The sequence below is a fragment of the Psychrobacter aquimaris genome, assembly GCF_016107525.1.
GTDB lineage: Bacteria > Pseudomonadota > Gammaproteobacteria > Pseudomonadales > Moraxellaceae > Psychrobacter > Psychrobacter aquimaris.
The window spans coordinates 79452-97212 of the sequence record NZ_JABASR010000007.1 but is presented as its reverse complement, the minus strand read 5'-3'; the positions used below and the strand labels follow the sequence as shown (position 1 = coordinate 97212).

At 45.9% G+C, this 17761-nt stretch carries 14 protein-coding genes; 3 read left to right on the top strand and 11 right to left on the bottom strand.

Annotated elements, in window-relative coordinates:
- The first annotated feature begins 8 nt into the window (after positions 1 to 8).
- The 3 genes from JFC10_RS07950 (at position 9) to JFC10_RS07940 (ending at position 4328) form a co-directional block, all read left to right on the top strand.
- A complete protein-coding gene (locus tag JFC10_RS07950; RefSeq protein ID WP_198332392.1) occupies positions 9 to 2258 on the top strand; it encodes a S8 family peptidase in 2250 nt (749 codons plus the stop codon).
- A 486-nt stretch (positions 2259 to 2744) separates the two neighbouring features.
- A complete protein-coding gene (locus JFC10_RS07945) occupies positions 2745 to 3050 on the top strand; it encodes a helix-turn-helix domain-containing protein (protein ID WP_198332391.1) in 306 nt (101 codons plus the stop codon).
- Between the two features lie 18 nt (positions 3051 to 3068).
- Entirely contained in the window at positions 3069 to 4328 is a 1260-nt protein-coding gene (locus JFC10_RS07940) for a type II toxin-antitoxin system HipA family toxin (RefSeq protein ID WP_198332390.1), read from the top strand.
- A 330-nt stretch (positions 4329 to 4658) separates the two neighbouring features.
- Here the strand turns inward: JFC10_RS07940 and JFC10_RS07935 are convergent, their stop codons facing one another.
- From JFC10_RS07935 to JFC10_RS07885, 11 genes are all read right to left on the bottom strand, one after another.
- Positions 4659 to 4886 carry a hypothetical protein gene (locus JFC10_RS07935; RefSeq protein WP_198332389.1) on the bottom strand — a complete coding sequence of 76 codons (228 nt, stop codon included), beginning with the start codon at positions 4884 to 4886 and terminating at the stop codon, positions 4659 to 4661.
- Positions 4864 to 5115 (bottom strand): hypothetical protein, encoded by a 252-nt coding sequence (locus JFC10_RS07930; RefSeq protein WP_198332388.1) that lies wholly within the window; start codon positions 5113 to 5115, stop codon positions 4864 to 4866. Before JFC10_RS07930 ends, JFC10_RS07935 begins: the two co-directional genes overlap by 23 nt.
- A gap of 12 nt (positions 5116 to 5127) precedes the next feature.
- Positions 5128 to 7224, bottom strand: a complete 2097-nt coding sequence (locus JFC10_RS07925; RefSeq protein WP_198332387.1) for a hypothetical protein — start codon at positions 7222 to 7224, stop codon at positions 5128 to 5130.
- Between the two features lie 17 nt (positions 7225 to 7241).
- A complete protein-coding gene (locus tag JFC10_RS07920; RefSeq protein ID WP_198332386.1) occupies positions 7242 to 7568 on the bottom strand; it encodes a hypothetical protein in 327 nt (108 codons plus the stop codon).
- Entirely contained in the window at positions 7568 to 8392 is an 825-nt protein-coding gene (locus JFC10_RS07915) for a hypothetical protein (RefSeq protein WP_198332385.1), read from the bottom strand. The genes JFC10_RS07920 and JFC10_RS07915 overlap by 1 nt, the downstream gene beginning before the upstream one ends.
- Positions 8393 to 8401: 9 nt before the next feature.
- Complete coding sequence (locus JFC10_RS07910; RefSeq protein WP_198332384.1) at positions 8402 to 11995, bottom strand: hypothetical protein; 3594 nt, start codon at positions 11993 to 11995, stop codon at positions 8402 to 8404.
- A gap of 44 nt (positions 11996 to 12039) precedes the next feature.
- Entirely contained in the window at positions 12040 to 12441 is a 402-nt protein-coding gene (locus JFC10_RS07905; RefSeq protein WP_198332383.1) for a hypothetical protein, read from the bottom strand.
- Positions 12438 to 15875 carry a phage tail tape measure protein gene (locus JFC10_RS07900; RefSeq protein WP_198332382.1) on the bottom strand — a complete coding sequence of 1146 codons (3438 nt, stop codon included), beginning with the start codon at positions 15873 to 15875 and terminating at the stop codon, positions 12438 to 12440. Before JFC10_RS07900 ends, JFC10_RS07905 begins: the two co-directional genes overlap by 4 nt.
- A 67-nt stretch (positions 15876 to 15942) precedes the next feature.
- On the bottom strand, positions 15943 to 16242 hold the full coding sequence (locus tag JFC10_RS07895) for a DUF4236 domain-containing protein (protein WP_198332381.1): 300 nt from the start codon (positions 16240 to 16242) through the stop codon (positions 15943 to 15945).
- A 15-nt stretch (positions 16243 to 16257) separates the two neighbouring features.
- On the bottom strand, positions 16258 to 16845 hold the full coding sequence (locus JFC10_RS07890; protein WP_198332380.1) for a hypothetical protein: 588 nt from the start codon (positions 16843 to 16845) through the stop codon (positions 16258 to 16260).
- A 120-nt stretch (positions 16846 to 16965) separates the two neighbouring features.
- Entirely contained in the window at positions 16966 to 17694 is a 729-nt protein-coding gene (locus tag JFC10_RS07885; protein ID WP_198332379.1) for a phage tail tube protein, read from the bottom strand.
- Positions 17695 to 17761: the final 67 nt, after the last annotated feature.

Below are 17761 nucleotides of genomic sequence, written 5' to 3'. Positions count from 1 at the left end.
AATAACTAATGCCTCGTGGAAATAATTTTCTAATAGGAAATGGGGAAAGATTAATTTCAACTGAGTCGTTGGTGGAGAGGGGTAATCCTAAAGAACTCCCTTATACGTTTGAGGAGGCTAAAGATAGGTTAACATTTCAAATAGAAGGAATCATTCAGAAAGTTTTGGAGATGCCGGAAAGCACAAAGCCCAATAATGAAACTGTTATTGCGGTAACACTACATCCTCGTTACGTATCAAGGACTGATCATCCATCCAAGTTTCTTGAACAACAAAGTTTAACTACAGTTGGTAGTAAGTCTAGATACATTAAACCAGAAAATTGGGGTACTAAGGAAAAACCACCTGAAGAACCCTCTCTAACAGATATGTATTACATTAAAACTTCTATACCAAATCTAAGTAATTTGCTCCACAACATTACTGATCTTGTCGAAGATGAAATAAACAACACTATATGTTACCTAGAAAGTTTTAACTTTCTTTCAAGTATGGATAAATTTCAAGGCGACATACACGAACTAGATCATAAAGAAAAAGTAGTAGTAGAGTGCGTACTTCATAATAATTTCTCAGAATCATTATTACCAAATTTTTTTGAATTCTTGAATGAAGTGGATAACAATATTGATTACAAGGATAGCAAAACTAGATCTGTGGGTAGCTTAAGGTTTGTACCAATTATTACACATCCAGAAAATTTGGAGAAAATTGGTCAGTTTGGTTTTTTAAGAGCGTTCAGAAGGATGCCTGAATTAAGGCCTTTTCGGCCCAGTCCTTTAAGAAACAGTATTCAATCTTTAGTAGATTTCCCTAAAGGTGTACTTTTAAACAATCTTAAAGTAGTAATTTTCGATGGTGGATTACCTCTTGATGTAACACTACCAGATTATATTAATTATGTTGAAATGATGGATAGTGGTGATCCAGTTGAAGAATACGTACAACATGGCTTAGCAGTGACAAGTGCTTATTTGTTCGGTCACATAACCGACGCAAATAACTTACAGCCCCTATCAAATGTGACCCATGTTAGAGTTTTAGGACAAAGGCATACTGATTATAGTCAAATGAATTCTATAGAAGATTTATATCTATATGATGTAGTTGATAATATCATTGCTTATATGGAGTTAGAAAATCCAGATCTAGTCAATATCAGTTTAGGTCCTGATCGTTCAGTAGAGGATGATGAAGTAACGTATTGGACTGCAGAGATTGATAATTATGTTGCCAAGAATGATGTCTTAATAACAGTGGCTGCAGGTAATAATGGCAATGAATCTGAAATAGGTAATTTACATCGAATACAAATTCCTTCTGACGGAGTGAATATTCTAAGTGTCGGAGCTGCTGACTGTGATCAGTCAAACTGGCGTAGAGCATCTTATAGTGCAATGGGTCCAGGTAGAAATCCAGGGTTAGTTAAGCCCGATATAATAGCTTTTGGTGGAAGCTCTGAAAATCTATTTCATGTTTTAGATACTCACCAAGGTAAATTGGTACTTAATAAGCAACAAGGTACAAGCTTCGCTGCTCCTTTAGTTATGAGACACGCAGCTTTTATCAAAGGAAGTTTTGGCTCTAATGTTACAAATATGACTATAAGAGCCCTACTCATACATCACGCTGATAAGAAAAGCTTTGCATTTAATGAGGTTGGTTGGGGAAAATGTCATAGTGACATGAACTATGCAATAACATGTAATGACAATGAGGTAACGGCTATTTATAAAGGTGAGCTAGCAATTGGCTCTTACACCAGACTAACCTTACCTCTACAGAATATAAATTTTGATGGGAAAGTTAATATTAAAGCTACCGTTGTCTCTCGAACAGATGTGGACCCAGATTATGCAGCTTCTTATACTAAGGGTGGCTTTGAAATAGTATTTCGTCCAAATGATCAGAAATATAATGATGGTGGTCAACACCCAGTATCAAAACCTTTCTTTCCTCAAGCTAAATTTTCTAGTAAAAGCGAAACCTTAATGAAAGCTCAAGGAGCAAAATGGGAATGCGTTAGGAAAGATAATCTAAGTTTACTTAAAACCAGCTTATCAAACCCAGTGTTTGACTTGAGGAGCCATCATAGAAATAGTGGGCAAGATGAAATAACTAAGCTTCCTATAGAGTTTGTTTGTGTTATAACAATATCATGTGCTAAATCAAAAGATTTATACAATGAAGTTATCCGGCAGTATAGGGGGATTCTAAACCCTCTAGTACCTCAGCAGACTATTCAAATTGGTTTATAAGAATTGATACTATAGAATCGCTTAATTGGACAAGATTTATTTTGAAAAAACAGTCCATTATTAGTTTTACTAAAAATGAACTGTTTAACCTATTGTGATACGCGTAGCTACAATATTAGGCTATGCTGAAGAAACCATGTTGCCCTAACACTATGACCGCTCTTGCAGAAATCAAGTATTTTTTTGATAGTTATGCTTTTATCAGGTTCTGCAATCTTAGATTTTTGGCGTACAATACTATCAACAATAGAATATTTTCAACAGCATAAAGAGATAAAATTTTGAGTGCAAAGTCATCACTAGCCTCTGATGTTATAGCCTACCAAAAATTTATTATCTTTAAAATTATTTAGGTGACTTTCTTAATATCGGGGTTTGATTACAAATATTTTTTGCTAATTATTTATTTCAGAAAAATAAGCGTTCATATTTGAAAGACTAAGTGCTAAAATAATGGTTTAACACTCTTATATGATTGATTAAATTATGAATGTAAGGTTTGATTTTTACACGCCAAGTGAGATTTCCGAGATTTTAGGTGAACGCTTAAAAACGCAGCGATTGGCATTAAACTTAACACAAGCCGCCTTAGCAGAGAAAGCAGGTATTGGCGTCAGCACTGTAGCTCGCATTGAATCAGGTCAAGGCGGTACATTAGATAATATAATCAGGCTCGCTATGGGGCTTGGTATGGTCCATCACTTTGCAGAATTGTTTGATATGGTACCTACCAACATAGAAGATGTTATCGCTAAGAAAAATTCGCGCTTGCGTGCCTCAAATAAAAGCTGACATAAGGTAACCAATTCAGTGTATCAACCGATATCAATTGTCAATATTTACTACCAAGGATTTGGGGACAAACGTCTTATCGGTAAATTAACGATGAATGGACGACGCCCTACCTTTGGCTATGATGCAGCGTGGCTGGCTGATGGACTGGAGCTGTCACCCATTGAGATGCCATTACGATCAGCACCGTATTATGGTACTCATGCGTCGAGCCATTACTTATGCGGATTATTATCAGACAGCTTACCCGATGGTTGGGGAATGCTACTAATGGATAGGTTTTTTCGCAAATTTATGGACAGCTCTGCACAACAAGCGAGTGTTTTGGATCGTTTGGCTTATATTGGTGATTCTGCAATGGGCGCGCTTAGCTTTGAGCCTGAGCATGACTTATCCGACACTATTGATACAGGTGAGCTGACTTTAGCCAAACTGGCGGCTGCCAATCAATCGATTTTATCAGGTCAAGATAGTGATATATTAACTGAGCTTATCGTCATCGGTGGCTCACCACAAGGCGCAAGGCCAAAAGCACTTGTCCTATATGATGAAGCAACCGAGTTTATTGCTACGGACTTAACAAGCGAACAGCCATCCGCAACGCCGTGGCTTATTAAGTTCCCTGCCCAATCTGAGCATAAAAGCGTTTGTCTATTAGAGTCACTTTATGCTGATATGGCTAAGCAAGCAGGCCTAAACATGCCTGCGCATCATTATTTTGATATCGGTGAACAACATGCTGCTTTTGGGGTTGAACGTTTTGATCGCATGGGCAATCAACGCGTTCATACTCATACGCTAGCAGGTTTATTAGACATTGACTTTCGCATCCCATCGCTAGATTATCTGCAGTATTTACGCTGCGTGCGTATGTTGACCCAATCACAAGTTGCTGTAGAAGAGGGTTTTAGACATGCTGTATTTAATGTCATCTTTAATAATAAAGACGATCATAGCAAAAACTTCTCTTTTATGATGGATAAGGCTGGCAGATGGTCGTTATCGCCCGTCTATGATCTCGCTTATAACTCAGGTATGAATGGTTATCACCAAATGGATGTGACTGGTGAAGCTCAACACCCTACCCGATCTCACTTACTAAAATTGGCGAAGCAAGCTGATATTAAGCAAAACAAGGCACAAGCTATTCTTGATCAGGTAGCATCAGTTGCTGGAGATTTCTTGACTGTTATTAGAGACCACAACATCGAGAAAGAATTATCAAATCAGGTCATTCGTGATATAAAAGCCAATATCAATCGGATGGCAAATCAATAGACTTTGGAAAGTTGTTAAATTTGTTGTTAAAAATAAATACTTAACAACCTTATCCCCTAAAAACAAAGGATTACGCTAATTTAGTCGTTGCGTGGTGGGCGCACCATCAATTATTATCATAAGTTATCATATGACCCCATAGCCTGTGGGGGTTTTTGATGCGCGGTCAATAGCTTTATTCTCCAATATTACCAAACGTTATTGTAAAACGGCGATTAATTGTGCATAAATACGCATTTAATTGTGCATGACGTAAAATGTAAAAAGCATTTAATTGTGCATTGATATGTACAATTAAATGCCGATAGTTTAACAGGCTTTAAGTGCTCATTAAACGGGGTATTCAGCATAGACGACGTCTGGTGCTTCGCCCAGTACTTTACTACTGACACGGTCATAATAGACCTTCTTGCCTGTTTCCATCTCTCCATCAAGCAGTATAGTCGCTCCTGATTCCGTCTGAGCCACTAACTTGCCACCGCCACGCTGTCCCGTAACCCGCGCAACACCTCGCTCAGTACGGCTGAACAATTGGTCAAACTGACTGAGTAGGTTCATCGCATAACTCCCAACCATCACTAAACATTAAATCGCCAGGCATATCCCAAAGATACTCTGTGCCATTTTGTGTTGCGATAAAACCAGTGTAAGGCTCAATAGCACCATATTCGTACCTATCAGCAGCTATATCGTCCTCAACGTAACGTATAAAAATATCTTTATGTAATGTTGCTAGCCTAAATGTCTTACCTGCTCTGATTTGCGGCATTAAATTTTCAATTAACATTTTATCTACTCCTTAGTTATCCAAATAGCGATCAACACTGATTGACTGCCATACCGTGGGCGCTTCGTTGTCCTTATCTACATCAACGCTAACACCAGTAATCACCCCACGCCATGCGCCCTCTGGATCATTAAATTGCCATATCTCACCTAATTGCGCCAGCGGTAGATTGTACTTGTCTGCCCAGCGTAGCTTTAACGTATAGTCGCCGTGTGTGCCACTGTCAGAGAGTATTGCAATGCCTGCGGGTAACATTGCGTCTCTATCTGTATATAGCGGATGATCTTGTGTTGATGCTTCAGTGTCACGTCCTTGCGTTTGTCTATAAACCTCCGCGCCATCGCTGGCGCTATTAATGCGGACGGTGTTGTAGCGGGGATTGACACGCTTTTGGTCATTTATCTGTCTGATAACGTCGGCAGGCACAATCACATCAGGTGTAGCCGTCGCCATGTCCCATGCTGGTACTTTCCAGCGAGGTTTTAACGATACTTTAGGCTCGCTAGGATGGCTTGTAAGGAATCCACCAGCTGCTTTAGCAATATCAGCCAATACAGCGATGGGCGTCTTACCTGCGACGCTGTACGCGTCTGCTGGCACTAACCAATCGTTAATATCCCAGTCTAAGATGCTGATAGACAGTCCATTGAGCTGCTGCGCTGCGATTTGACTGACGTAACTTGGCTGGTCAATTAATCCGCCTTGTGACAGTGCATAGTCCGCCCCCAGACGCGCTGTAATTGAGCGTCCACTCAAACTATACGTCTGTTGTGCGAACTGTCGACTACGTTGTTGATTCTCTGCGATAAAACTGAGTATAAACCCGTTTACTGTCACGTTAATTATCGGCTCTGAGCCACGTGGTACGTCAAGTTTTGACTTGATCTTGTCGTAGTCTTTGGCTGTGATGTCGATATTGCCTTGCCAATAATAGCTATCCATGTCGGTTTTAATGCCAAGTGACAACGGATCAACAGCTATACCGCCAATATTTGCAGTGATGATGTTATGCACGATATAACTCCTTAAATTTGGTATGGACGGTGGCGGATCATCATGCCAACAGGTCAGTGACAACGGCAAATTGCTCGATAGTAATCCACGTCGCTGACGACTCATACGCAATGACAGCTGACTACTAGGCGGTCTGATGCGGCAGACGTTTAGTGGCTTAATAGGTGGCGGAATTGGTATTGGATAATAACGATCAGGCACCAGAACAGCATGCTGTACTTTTGTGCTTTGGCATCTATCAATACCGACGCCGTGCAGCTTATGACCTACGCTTGTTGCAAAGTTGACCGCAGGTTGTAGCGGTAGCGTCTTGCAGTTGCGATGATGCGCCACCTTTGCGCTCCGAGTCTTAACACAGCGCGTGTAGCCAATCGTTGAGCTGTGTTTAAATTGACGCTCATTGTAGATCGGTATAAATGCGATATAGCTAATACGTACGTCGCGTGCAAGCTCAAACACTTGTGACGTCAACGTAAATGTATCGTTAGCAATCGGTATCAGTCCGCCCATCTGCATAGAGTAGCGCTGTGCAATGTTGACCACATCTGTACGCAAAACATTGCGGTCATTAGCGATATCGCGCCCGTTATGATGCCAGTTGCGGCACTGGTTTATATTGCTCACACCTGTGATGATAGCGCTCATGTAAGATGCCAACGCTGTCATCGGTGGTGCGTACTCAAGCGGTGGTTCTGGATCGGTCGGGTCAGTAGGATCTGTCGGGTCAACAGGTGGGTCAATTGGTACAACTGGCACACCAAATATCGTGCCCAGCTTGCGCGACATACCCAGCGGCAAGACGTTAGGCGCTGGCTGATCTGCAATCAGTACGGACAACGACAACGGCAGCGCATTAGACGTCACATACATGACAGGCGCTAGCGTGCCAAGCGGCTGACTCATTGCCAATGTTAAAGCGCTAGGCGCTGGCTGCTCGCTAATCCTGCGCTCCATGCGTAGCGGTAAAGCATCAGCATAGACATACGTGTAGCGTGACAACTCACCCAGTTTGCGATCTAGCGGTAGCTCAAGCGCACTAGCACGACGACTGCCGCTGATAGCACGCTCAAGCAAAAGAGGTAACGAGTTAGACATAATTACCCCAGTTTAGTTTAAATTGTCTGCCATGACGCCCACAGCGCCTGTTGCTCGGAGATTGTTAAATCGTCAGCGGGTTTGACGTAATCCCATACAAAAGGCTCAAACTCTTTTTTGTAGTCGCGTGCCATCACTAAGTATTCTTTATTAGGGTCTAGTCCTAAGAACATATAATGACCGTTTCGCAACGACTCCGTTGTATGCGCTACACTCAAATCATTAGCGTTTAGCAGATAAATATCACGCTTAGCGGGCTGCCCTGCTACAGTGACAATACCATCAGCTGACCCCGCGATATATCCAGATTTAATTGCACCGATTATTACAGTATCAACTATCATTACAACTCCCAGTAATCCAGTGGTATAAATAATGCACGCGGATATTGATTGCGATCCATCTTATTAAACCAACGCAGCATGGGTCGACCATTTATCATAATTTGCTCTGTCAATTCGTTACTGTTATATGATGCTAAGCTAATATAAAAAGGCGTAAAAAAATCGCCAATGAGTAATCGCTGTACAAAGCTGCTGTCAAGTGAAAGACTTATCGACAAATAACCCTTATTTGTCGTCTCTACGCCTGTCCGCATATTAACAAAACTCACGCCAGTGCCGAGCAATTCATTGACGCCATATGATGCTGTCCCATCCGTTGTGGCAGCCGAATTTTTTAGAGCAAATATTGGCGGTTCGGTATTGCCGAATGGCGACATACTACCTACATACATTATATTGTTTTTAATATAAGTAGATGAGCTATAGCCCATCTGGTAGCATAAAATAAAACCGAAATCACTGACAACTAAATGCCATTCGGGTTTAAATTTAGAGTCTCTAGTTATCATACTTACAGATGCTAGAGCAGCGGCATCATCGACAGCAAAGGGGTTGTCCTGACTTATTATTTTGTGAGCACCATAAAAATTTGACACTTTTATATCTGGAGGATTGCCAGTCCGCAAGGGTCTACGCAATACGATACGCACATCATCCTCATATAAGTTGAGCCAGCCTGCACCCTCTTTTGTCCCATACCCTGTAACTAAACACGCCTTTATTATCGTTTTTATTGCGCCATCAACGTTAGAAATTTGCGGCGCGTCAGCGTCTCTGCTTGAGTAATATTTAACAGTGTGCTGCTCTGGTGTTAAGACACTCATCTCTCTCTCCTAAACTAATAATTCGGTGGTATCACCGTACAGACACTGCGTATAGCCGTCTGTGCCCGTCGGTGGGTTGGGGTTAGGTTGCACAGCGCACAGCACCCAAACGGGTAGTAGCGTGCCCCATGTGTTGAAGCGGATAATATCTTGATTAGCCCAAGGCGCGTCCGCACCAAATGCCTGCTTGGGTAGGGTAAAGTAAGGCACGTTATTGGCAGGATTGATCGGCGCAAGGTCAGTCAGCGTGTCGCCGCGCATGACAAAGCCAAGCGTCTCGCCATATAGCTCAAACTGAGCCGTACCCGTCATCTTAATCATCCAGCGCTCTTTGATAGCGCCGTCATCAGTTAAAATCATCGGATGATCTTTAAGATTAAGCTTGTTGAGTAGCTGATCGCCCTTGGGTTCGTCACGCCAGACGTTATCCCATGACTTTTGGGTAAACGGTATCGACACGCGCACTTGCAAATCACCGCCGATCAACACGCTCGACACGTAGGTGTCAGCTATCGGATAGCTGCGACGCATGGCAAAGAGCAGTGTCAGCGTGCCATCAATATCCGGCTGAATGATGCGGTTGCGCTCCTCTTGTGCGTGCATGACTTTAAGCGGCATCTTGTACATGCTCAAATCAAGCGGTGTGCGCCATGTGATAGTGCCTGCTGCTAGATCATAGTCCCACAGCTCAGCGTTAACAGGGGTGTCAGCAGCATCACTGACAGCAATGCGAGTCACATCATCGCGAGGTAGCGTGACCGTTTGACCGCCTGTGTGTGCGCTACCAATGTCAGTGGTCTGGCGGTTGCCGATGATGATGGTGTCGCCGCGTCTAAAGATGGGTATGCGCCCATCTTGTGGTAGCCGCACCGTGTCAATTTTGACGACACTAGAATCAATTGGTAAATAAGTATAAGACGTGGCGTTGTAAGTCACAGTTTCAGCAAAGACGTGTAGCGACTGCCAGATCATGCCGTCGACTACTGCATCGGCGTCATACCAAGGCTCAGATTCATTGCCTGCTGCTGCGACCATTTTGCCAAACCTTAGGCGAGCCACACCAAACTCGGCATCGACTGTCCCATCGACACGCGCTGACTTCATAGCACCACCAAAGTCAGCGGTGATATTAATCTTAGAGCCATCGACGCCAGTAGCGCGGACGTTTAAGCTACCCGGCTGTAGCGGGGCGCTAGGTGTGCGAAATGTCACTGCGTCCACGGGATTACCATCAATACTACTCGCTAGCGAGATAATGTTAGGCGCGGCACCAGACGTCCAGTCCCAGCGGGTGAGTAGTAAGCGCCCTGTACTGTAGTCAATCGTCCCTGCCACGTCTGCGCTGCCTGTATTGGGGTCAATATTGGTATAGACAGTGCCAGCACGGTCAAAATAGCGACTACCGCCCCATGTGACTGCCAAGCTTGACGGCGCGACTGTCTCAGCAAACTGTGGCAATAGATCAATCTCAATATCACCTGATGTCAGTGCCTCAGTGACCGTGCTGGTGGGTGAGGTATCATAAAACCATGTCTCAACTTTGCTGGACTCATCGTACGGCATAAATGCGCCTGCTGGGACATACTCAAAATGGCTAAATAGCTGTCGGACCTGATTATCACCCATGTTAACTGTCTTATATACTGTCTTAGGTATTTGCACCGTTGTCTCAGGGCTAAACTGCACTTTGCGCGTGACATAATCAATCGTACCCATATTAATTCCAGTCTCATCGATGAGGTTACCAACACCGTCATCACGCATGACCTTATAAGGGTCAACCAAAGTTTTTACAGAGCTGTCATAGTCTTCAATAAGCAAGTTATAACGCAGTCTAAAGGTGTTTGGCTTGATCGGCGTATCGCCCATATCAAGATTGATTTTTCCCTGCGCGTCACGCAATGGCGCGGTAAAATCCTTGGTTTTTTTATCGCCTTTGCTATAGCTTGCTGATACATCTAATACACCCGCCGGATGATTAAAGTTAGCACCAGCATCAATGCGAATTTGATTGGTCTGCACGTCCAGCTTACCGGTCCAGTCACCTGTGATGTTACCTGCTGCATCTGATGTGGCTGTCTTTGCCACGCCGTCATTCCATGTAAGCGTCAGTGATGAGGGATCAATATCGTTTGCGAGCTGTAATAGCATCTTTGCATTAGCCACGCCGCCTGCGCGATTAAAGTAGCGCGCGCGGGTACTCCAGCTAAAGATGATTGCTGAGCCAACATCCGGCATCTCACCACAGTCGATATCGGCGCTGCCCGTGATATAGCTAACCGTACCGCCGCCGTGCGCCTCACTTGAGCCACGTAGATTACCCGTACCATCATCGCGCAGGTCATACCAGTTGCCCTGCGCCATATACGATACTTGCAAACTGCTCGGCGCGGGGGGCGGATCGATATTGATGCCGTAAGTGTAGCCACGGTTATTGATTGCAATCGGGATACTGTCCGTATCGGCAACGCGCTGCTCAGACAAAGACGGTCTAAATGACACATTGTTAAGGCGACTGCTAAAGGTTGGCTCACTGAGTAATAGCGTACCGCGCCCATAGTCTACTGAGCCGATAGTTTTACCGCCAATGCTGATGACGCCGCCTTTATCTGTTGCCACACCTGCGGCCGTATCAAGCTTAATGCTGTCAGGCGTCGCTGCATTACCCAGATAGATATTGCTAATCGCCCCTGCATTGTGAGTCTTATTAATACCAAGCGATACGATGCCGTCATTGCCCGCGCGTGCGCTATCAAATAACGTCTGCCGCTGACCGGCTGCGGTCAAATCACGCAGACGTTGCTCAATTTGGTTCGTCGGCACAACTTTATCCATGAGCGATGCTATTTTTAAAAATGGCTCATCTTTTACAATGGGAGCTGCCAGCGGCTTAACACCGTAGTATTGGGCAGCATCTGCCACACCCGTCTCACGTATCTTGCAGGGGTTATCGATATAACCCTCCTTAGGATATACAGCGCCGATAAAATCATGTTGCAAGCGGCCAGACGTTGAGATTTTAAGCACCGTCTTGGTAAACTTTTTACCATTAGGATCAGTAAATTCGCGATCCTCGCTGTCGAGATTGGTTACCTGCACATACTGCTCAACTTTGGAATAACCTGCTTTATCCTGCGTGAGGCAATACACATCACCGATCAATGGCAATGGCTCGCCTGGCGTTTGATACGCTTGCACAATCCGACTGTTTTGACTCTGTGTTGACAGTAGCGTCATGCGTGACTCAATCGTGCCCACGTTGTACGCTTCGATGCGGTCAAGGATTTCATGACGCAATTCGCCAAACTTGGTCGCCGGAAACATTAAATAGCTAACTGTCGGATCAGTCGGCGGCTTGGTAATTGCAGCAAATGATCCGATTAGCGGCTCATCATCCGCGCGCTGAACGCCAGCATACATGAGACGCGCGTAAAATCCGCCATTGACTCGGGCGATAGATGAGATAGGATTAAACAGCTCGTTAGCTTCGCCAGATATGGGCGTGCCTAATGGCATGCCGCCACCATCATCATTGTCTGTGAGGCGTTCGGATGGAAAAAACTGTAAGTCAGATCGGTTAATCTTGGTTTCTGGAGTTGCCATTTAATAATCCTTTGAGCTGCTTTTAATAGGGCATTAATCGTGTTTTAAACGATCAATAAATTAATATTGGCTTTGAAAGCATCGTTACCTTCTTCGTCGCCAGCGCGGTAGTTTTTAATCGCATCGATATCGCTAATCGCCGGGCGTGTAAAAATCACGGTAAAGCTGCGACCGTCAGGGTGCGTGAGTGTCATCGTCAGCTCTGGCACCATAGACCAGTCTTGTAGCATTTCGACATCCATGCGCTTGATACGGGCTTTGCTGCAATCAAGGGTGATGGGACGACCGGCAAGCATCGTGCCTTGTTGGATATCCATCGCACCGCTCAGCGTGTAGACGGGATCTGACTGCTTGAGTGACGACCATCCGTATTCGTCCGACCACCAGTACTGGCTGTGTAGAGCGAGGGTCGCCTGATTGTCATTGCGGGATAGTGTCCAAGTCATGATCGTCTCTTAGCCTCGTCTTTTAGTTGTTTCATTAGTTGCTCAACTGCCAATTTTGCAGCCTCATCACGTTCGCGCTTGATGCGTGCGTCCAAAGCATCTACGATTTCGACGGCGTTGGTATTACCGCCCGCACTGCTTGGTGTGCTGCTATTAGATTGACGGGCAGATGATTGCGGGGTGGATGTTGAGCTACTTTGCTTCTCGGCTTCACGCGCCCGTTTTTCTTCTTCAGCACGGGCAGCGGCTTTGCGCTCTTCTTTGTTGATTTCTTTTTGCAAACTCAATGCTTCGTTGTAGTACTTAATTTCTTCAGTATTACCGCGTTTGCGTGCGTCTCGTAGCAAGTCCTCAAGCTTTTTAAGGTCTTTTGATTGCTCAATCTCAAGCGCTTTGCTGTCGTCGCCACGGATTTTTGCCAGCTCTCCTTCGAGCTGTCGGGCGGTCTCTTTGGCTTCTTCAGCGAGGTCTGTCATTTTGTCTTTGGTTTTGTTGATAGCGTCTTGCAGATTGTCCAATGTCGCTTGATCCATGCGGATAAGCCCTTGCACGTTTGCGTCCGTAGCTTGACGCAGAGCATGTTGAGCATCTACTAAATCTCGGCTAGTAACAGAGGTACCACTCAATGCTCGCGTCATTTCCTCTGCGCGTTCTTTTGCTTGTCCGAAACTGGTCACTTGCGCGGTAACGGCGTCATCAACGCGCTGCATATTGTTTGCGAAATCCTGAATACCTAAAAACCTTTGACCTTCAAAAATACCGACGCTATCCATAAAACGACCCCAAGCAGCATCAGTCTGTTCGGTGGTTGCGCCCATTGCCTCCAACGCGCCAATCTTGCCTTTGATTTCGGCGGTCATTTGCTGCATTACAGCAAGGCTAGCGCTCTCGCTTTGCGTCGCGTCGTCAGTCGCCATCGCAGCATTCCATACCGCGATAGATTGCTCGTTCTTAGCTTCAGTGACCGCTCGGCTTTGCCGTGCATTTTGAGCGCTTGCCTCAGTGTTTTTGGTTAATTCGACAGTCTGGGCAGCATTAGCCTCAGCAGCAATCTTGGCGGCATCCGCGCCGCCTTGCATACCAGCTTGCAATATTTTTTGTTGATCGGCAGTGATGACAGATGACAAGCCGTAATGCTTGGTGACTTCGTTGAGGGCTTCAAACTCTTCTTTTGTTTTGGCGGCATTCAACCCTTCAGCAAATAACGCCGCCAATAACTGCGCTTTTTCGGTGGCGGTATACGTGCTTTCAGCGACGTTTTTTGCGCCATTGCCGATGAGGTCAAAGGTTTGCTGCGTCTTACTATTGATACCATTTAGATTTTGAGCGACATCGATGCCGAGGGATGAGAACGTACCGTCAATCGCTTGGCGTGTGGCCTCTGCTTGCTCTTCCGCAGCATTGCCTAGCTTTTCGACAGCAGCAGTGGCTTGGTCAACTGCGACCTTGGCTTGAGTTGTACCATCAGCAGCACCAGCACCGAGGCGACTAAGTAGCTCGGCACCGACCACAGCCTCATTGCCAGTTTCAACGATGGCAGCAATAAGCGCAGCAAACTCCTCAGGTTCGGCAAAGCCGTCAATCATCTCAGCGACGTGCGCACGGATATCATCCACAGCAGCGCCAGTCTCTTGACTGCCTTGGTACGCCGCGTCTACGATACCGCCAAAGGTATCGGCGATTCTGCCGCCAGCACTGATTGTCATCATTGCTGCGTCGTCAGCACTACCAGCGATTGAATTAAAAGAGTTGGTAATACTTACGCCCGCTTTAGCTATTCCGTCAGTACTATAATCCCTAAAAGCCTCAGCAGCTTCTAATGCGCCGCCCAGTCCAACTGATAGCTTATCTGCGGCTTCGGTGGATATTCCAAAAAACTTAGCGACACTACTACCGCCATCAACGACCAGCTTAATAATCTCAGCAAAGACGGTAACGACCATCGACATTGCTACACCAATAGCAAGGAAGCCAGCTTTTAAGCCATTAGCCACAATACTTAAGGCTTGGAACGCACCATTAGCGGCAACACTGATACCGCGTAGAGTGTCCATGCTGCGGCTAACTTTATCAAGAATGTCAGCCATATCGACATTACGAATAAAGTCGATGACATAAGTCGTTGCTTCGGTGAATACTGCTGCGACGCTATCGCCAAACTGCTTAATCTTTCCAGAGTCAGTGAGACTATTAATCTCACTAGCCAAGCTTTTAAACGAATCTGTCATCGACCCTAAAAACGAGGTGCCAAGCGTATTTTTGAGCGACTCCCATGCCGAGCCAAGCCCAGCAAGCGCACCTTGCCATGTATTATTCATGAGATCGGCTTGCGATTGAGCCGTACCACCAGCATCATTCAGCTTTGCAGTCAGCTCATCAAGTGAGCCAATGCCTTGCGATAGCAGCGCTTTAAATGCAGGACCTGCTTCCATACCTAGCGCATTGATGGCTTTTTGACCAGCTGGTCCTGCCTCGGCAAGCTGACGGATAGCAAGATTAAAATCATCGGTGGTGATATTGATGTTGCCAAGCTCACGGCGGAATGACGAGGCGTCATTACTGAATTGGCTTAAGATAGAGTTAAACGCTGTACCTGCACGGCTTGCGTCAACACCAGCATCAGCAAATTTACCGATATATGCGGCAGTCTCCTCAATGCTCACGCCTAGGGCAGCAGCAGATGGCGCAGCATAAGACAGCGCCGCACCCAGTCCAGCCACGTCGGTATTGGCACTAGCGGAGGCTTTTGCCATGACATCCGCGACACGCGCAGAGTCATCAAAGCTCAGTCCCATGCCTTGCACAGCTTTGGTTACATACCCAGCTGCCTCAGCAAGCTCCAAGCTATTACCTTGGGCGAGTGCCAGTACTGACGGAATGGTTTTAAGCGAGTTTTCTGTATCAAGACCGGCACGCGCAAGAATTTCAAAACCCTCGGCGGCTTGGGTGGCATTGTAGCGGGTAGATTTACCCAGCTCCTCCGATGCTGCCTTGATACGACCCATTTGCTCAGTGGTCGCACCTGATACCGCTTGGACGGTAGCGAGCTGCTGCTCAAAATCTGCCGCACCTTCGATTGCATCGGTAAAAAACCCTTTGATTTTACCGATGATAAAAGCAATGCCAAGTGCCGCACCCAATGCCAGCACCGTGCTTTTCATGCGGTCAAATGCAGATGTCGTCTCGTTGGTGTTTTGCCCCAAGATATCGACATCATCCGCGCCTTGGTTGGCAGCATTGCCGAGGTCACGCAAGCGCTGTGCTTGCTCATCCGCAGACAAGTTATTCCATTCATCACGCAGACGTTGGGACGCCTCGCGCAGCTGCTCGGTATCACCGCCAGCGGCGTCGATGCTATTAATCAGCCTGTCGATATGCTGCAAGCCGTTTACGCCAGCAGTAATCAGCAGCTCTGTGTCTAAGCGAGCAGCCATAAAAAAACCCCATCGAATGATAGGGTCATTGTTGCGTATTGGCTACTTATCGGTTAGATGATGCGGTTCAGGTAGTGAACACAGCAAAAAGAATGACAAGCAGTAGTGCTATCGAAAATAATATAATAGGACGCTTTCTCTCTCGCTGTGGCGCTGGCGGACGTGCACGGCGACCCTGCGCATTACTACGATGCAGCGTTGTATGTGACAGACCTGTACCGGGCAAGCCAACTGTTGTCCTAACACCTGTTTTACCTATCGTGACGTTTGCGCCGCGTCGTCCTGCTGAGACGCTTACACCTTTTTTGCCTACGTTGAGTCGCACGCCTGGCATAATTTTAACTGTCCGTCTAAACCTAAAACCCATAACAAACTCCTTTTTCTAGCGATTAGCATCCATGAACTTTGCGTCATAACCTGAGAAATCAAACTCAAACTCTGCATCTGGCACACCGATCAGCGGTACAGTTATTGAGGCTTTACCAGACAATTTGATAGCCTTAATTAATTTTTCCATATCATCATTGGCAAAGCTATCGTCACTAAAAACACCGTTAACGCTTGTGCGGACGATATAGATACCGCTTGTACTACCATTTCGCTTATATCGTAGCTGACAACTGCTGGCACACTTGGTATCAGCAAATAGCGCGGTAATAGTTAGATAGTCTTTTGCCGCGCCACTGCTGTCTATAAAGTTATGGATGCGTACGCTCATGAGCGCATTATTGGCTTTGTTGGCAGTTGGTACTGTATTGATTGAGTTGATATCAGCAAACCTTGAAGTACCAACCTGATCGTACTCCCACAGACTGGTACCATCTGGATTAGATGGCGTGGAAGGCACAGATGGGCTGGAGGGCGTACTGCCAATACCACCACCGCCAAGTCGCGCTGCATCCATGTCGTCATAGCCACCGCCGCAGCCCACCAGAGCCACACAAAACAATGATGCTATCAGCTTTTTCATATTCCACCTATGATATAAATATATTATCTATCGCATCATATAACAAAAAAGAGCAGTAAACAAAATTTGTCTACTGCTCTTTATTCGCTTTATTTTACATAGCTATCAAGCCTAAGGCGCTTACTTATACTCAGTAAAGCGCATCGTCGGCTTGGCAGGGTCTTTGACCAGCTTGCCTGACAGTCCAGACTCCCACCAGTCGTCAGACATCCAGTTCATCTCACCATCGCTAGTCATCACTGCATGTGGGATTTCCAAGATGCCGTTTTGTCCTGTGACGCGGTCTTTGCCGTCCAGATACATCTCAAGCGGCAATGCAGACAATGTGTTTGCATCAATCTGATAGCCACCCGTGCCGCGTGTAGCGCCGCTATAAGTGGCAGTACTGTCAGCCAACAACGTACTGGTCTCATTGAAGCGCAGCATACCCAAGCGTGGATTTAGCTCGTAAGTCGTCGCTGCGACCACAGTTGGCGTACCATCGCTGAGCACAAAGGTTTCAGGATCGATATCTTTGTGTGACAGTTTAATCCAGCCAGTCGTCACCGTCAGCGTCTCATCGGTAATAGTGACCGCTGCTGTGTCCAAGTCTACCGCTTCACCCATCAGGGCGCGAGCCATACCAGCTTTGTCAAAGGTGTTAAATTTAATCGACATCTCAGTCGCGCCCGGCGTTGAGTCAATAGAGATAGCCTCGCCGTAGTCTTCGCGGCCTGTTGATGTCAGCTCGTCAGACTCAATCTCTTTAGAGCTGGTTAGCTCTGAGACGTTGCCCATGTTACTAAAGCCCATCGTTGAGCCGTAAGGGCGACCATACAAATCGCCAGAATACTTTTTGCCTTGTGCCATGATAGTAGCCTCTTGTGTTGGTGTATAAACGGTTATTAATTAGCGTATAAATCGCGATTAATAAGGG

Excerpts from the sequence above, each read along its gene's own strand:
- JFC10_RS07885 (WP_198332379.1), bottom strand. The coding sequence starts at position 17,694 with ATGGCACAAGGCAAAAAGTATTCTGGCGATTTGTATGGTCGCCCTTAC.
- JFC10_RS07935 (WP_198332389.1), bottom strand. The coding sequence starts at position 4,886 with ATGAACCTACTCAGTCAGTTTGACCAATTGTTCAGCCGTACTGAGCGA.
- JFC10_RS07930 (WP_198332388.1), bottom strand. The coding sequence starts at position 5,115 with ATGTTAATTGAAAATTTAATGCCGCAAATCAGAGCAGGTAAGACATTT.
- JFC10_RS07950 (WP_198332392.1), top strand. The coding sequence starts at position 9 with ATGCCTCGTGGAAATAATTTTCTAATAGGAAATGGGGAAAGATTAATT.
- JFC10_RS07905 (WP_198332383.1), bottom strand. The coding sequence starts at position 12,441 with ATGACTTGGACACTATCCCGCAATGACAATCAGGCGACCCTCGCTCTA.
- JFC10_RS07920 (WP_198332386.1), bottom strand. The coding sequence starts at position 7,568 with ATGATAGTTGATACTGTAATAATCGGTGCAATTAAATCTGGATATATC.
- JFC10_RS07925 (WP_198332387.1), bottom strand. The coding sequence starts at position 7,224 with ATGTCTAACTCGTTACCTCTTTTGCTTGAGCGTGCTATCAGCGGCAGT.
- JFC10_RS07915 (WP_198332385.1), bottom strand. The coding sequence starts at position 8,392 with ATGAGTGTCTTAACACCAGAGCAGCACACTGTTAAATATTACTCAAGC.
- JFC10_RS07890 (WP_198332380.1), bottom strand. The coding sequence starts at position 16,845 with ATGAAAAAGCTGATAGCATCATTGTTTTGTGTGGCTCTGGTGGGCTGC.
- JFC10_RS07900 (WP_198332382.1), bottom strand. The coding sequence starts at position 15,875 with ATGGCTGCTCGCTTAGACACAGAGCTGCTGATTACTGCTGGCGTAAAC.
- JFC10_RS07895 (WP_198332381.1), bottom strand. The coding sequence starts at position 16,242 with ATGGGTTTTAGGTTTAGACGGACAGTTAAAATTATGCCAGGCGTGCGA.
- JFC10_RS07945 (WP_198332391.1), top strand. The coding sequence starts at position 2,745 with ATGAATGTAAGGTTTGATTTTTACACGCCAAGTGAGATTTCCGAGATT.
- JFC10_RS07910 (WP_198332384.1), bottom strand. The coding sequence starts at position 11,995 with ATGGCAACTCCAGAAACCAAGATTAACCGATCTGACTTACAGTTTTTT.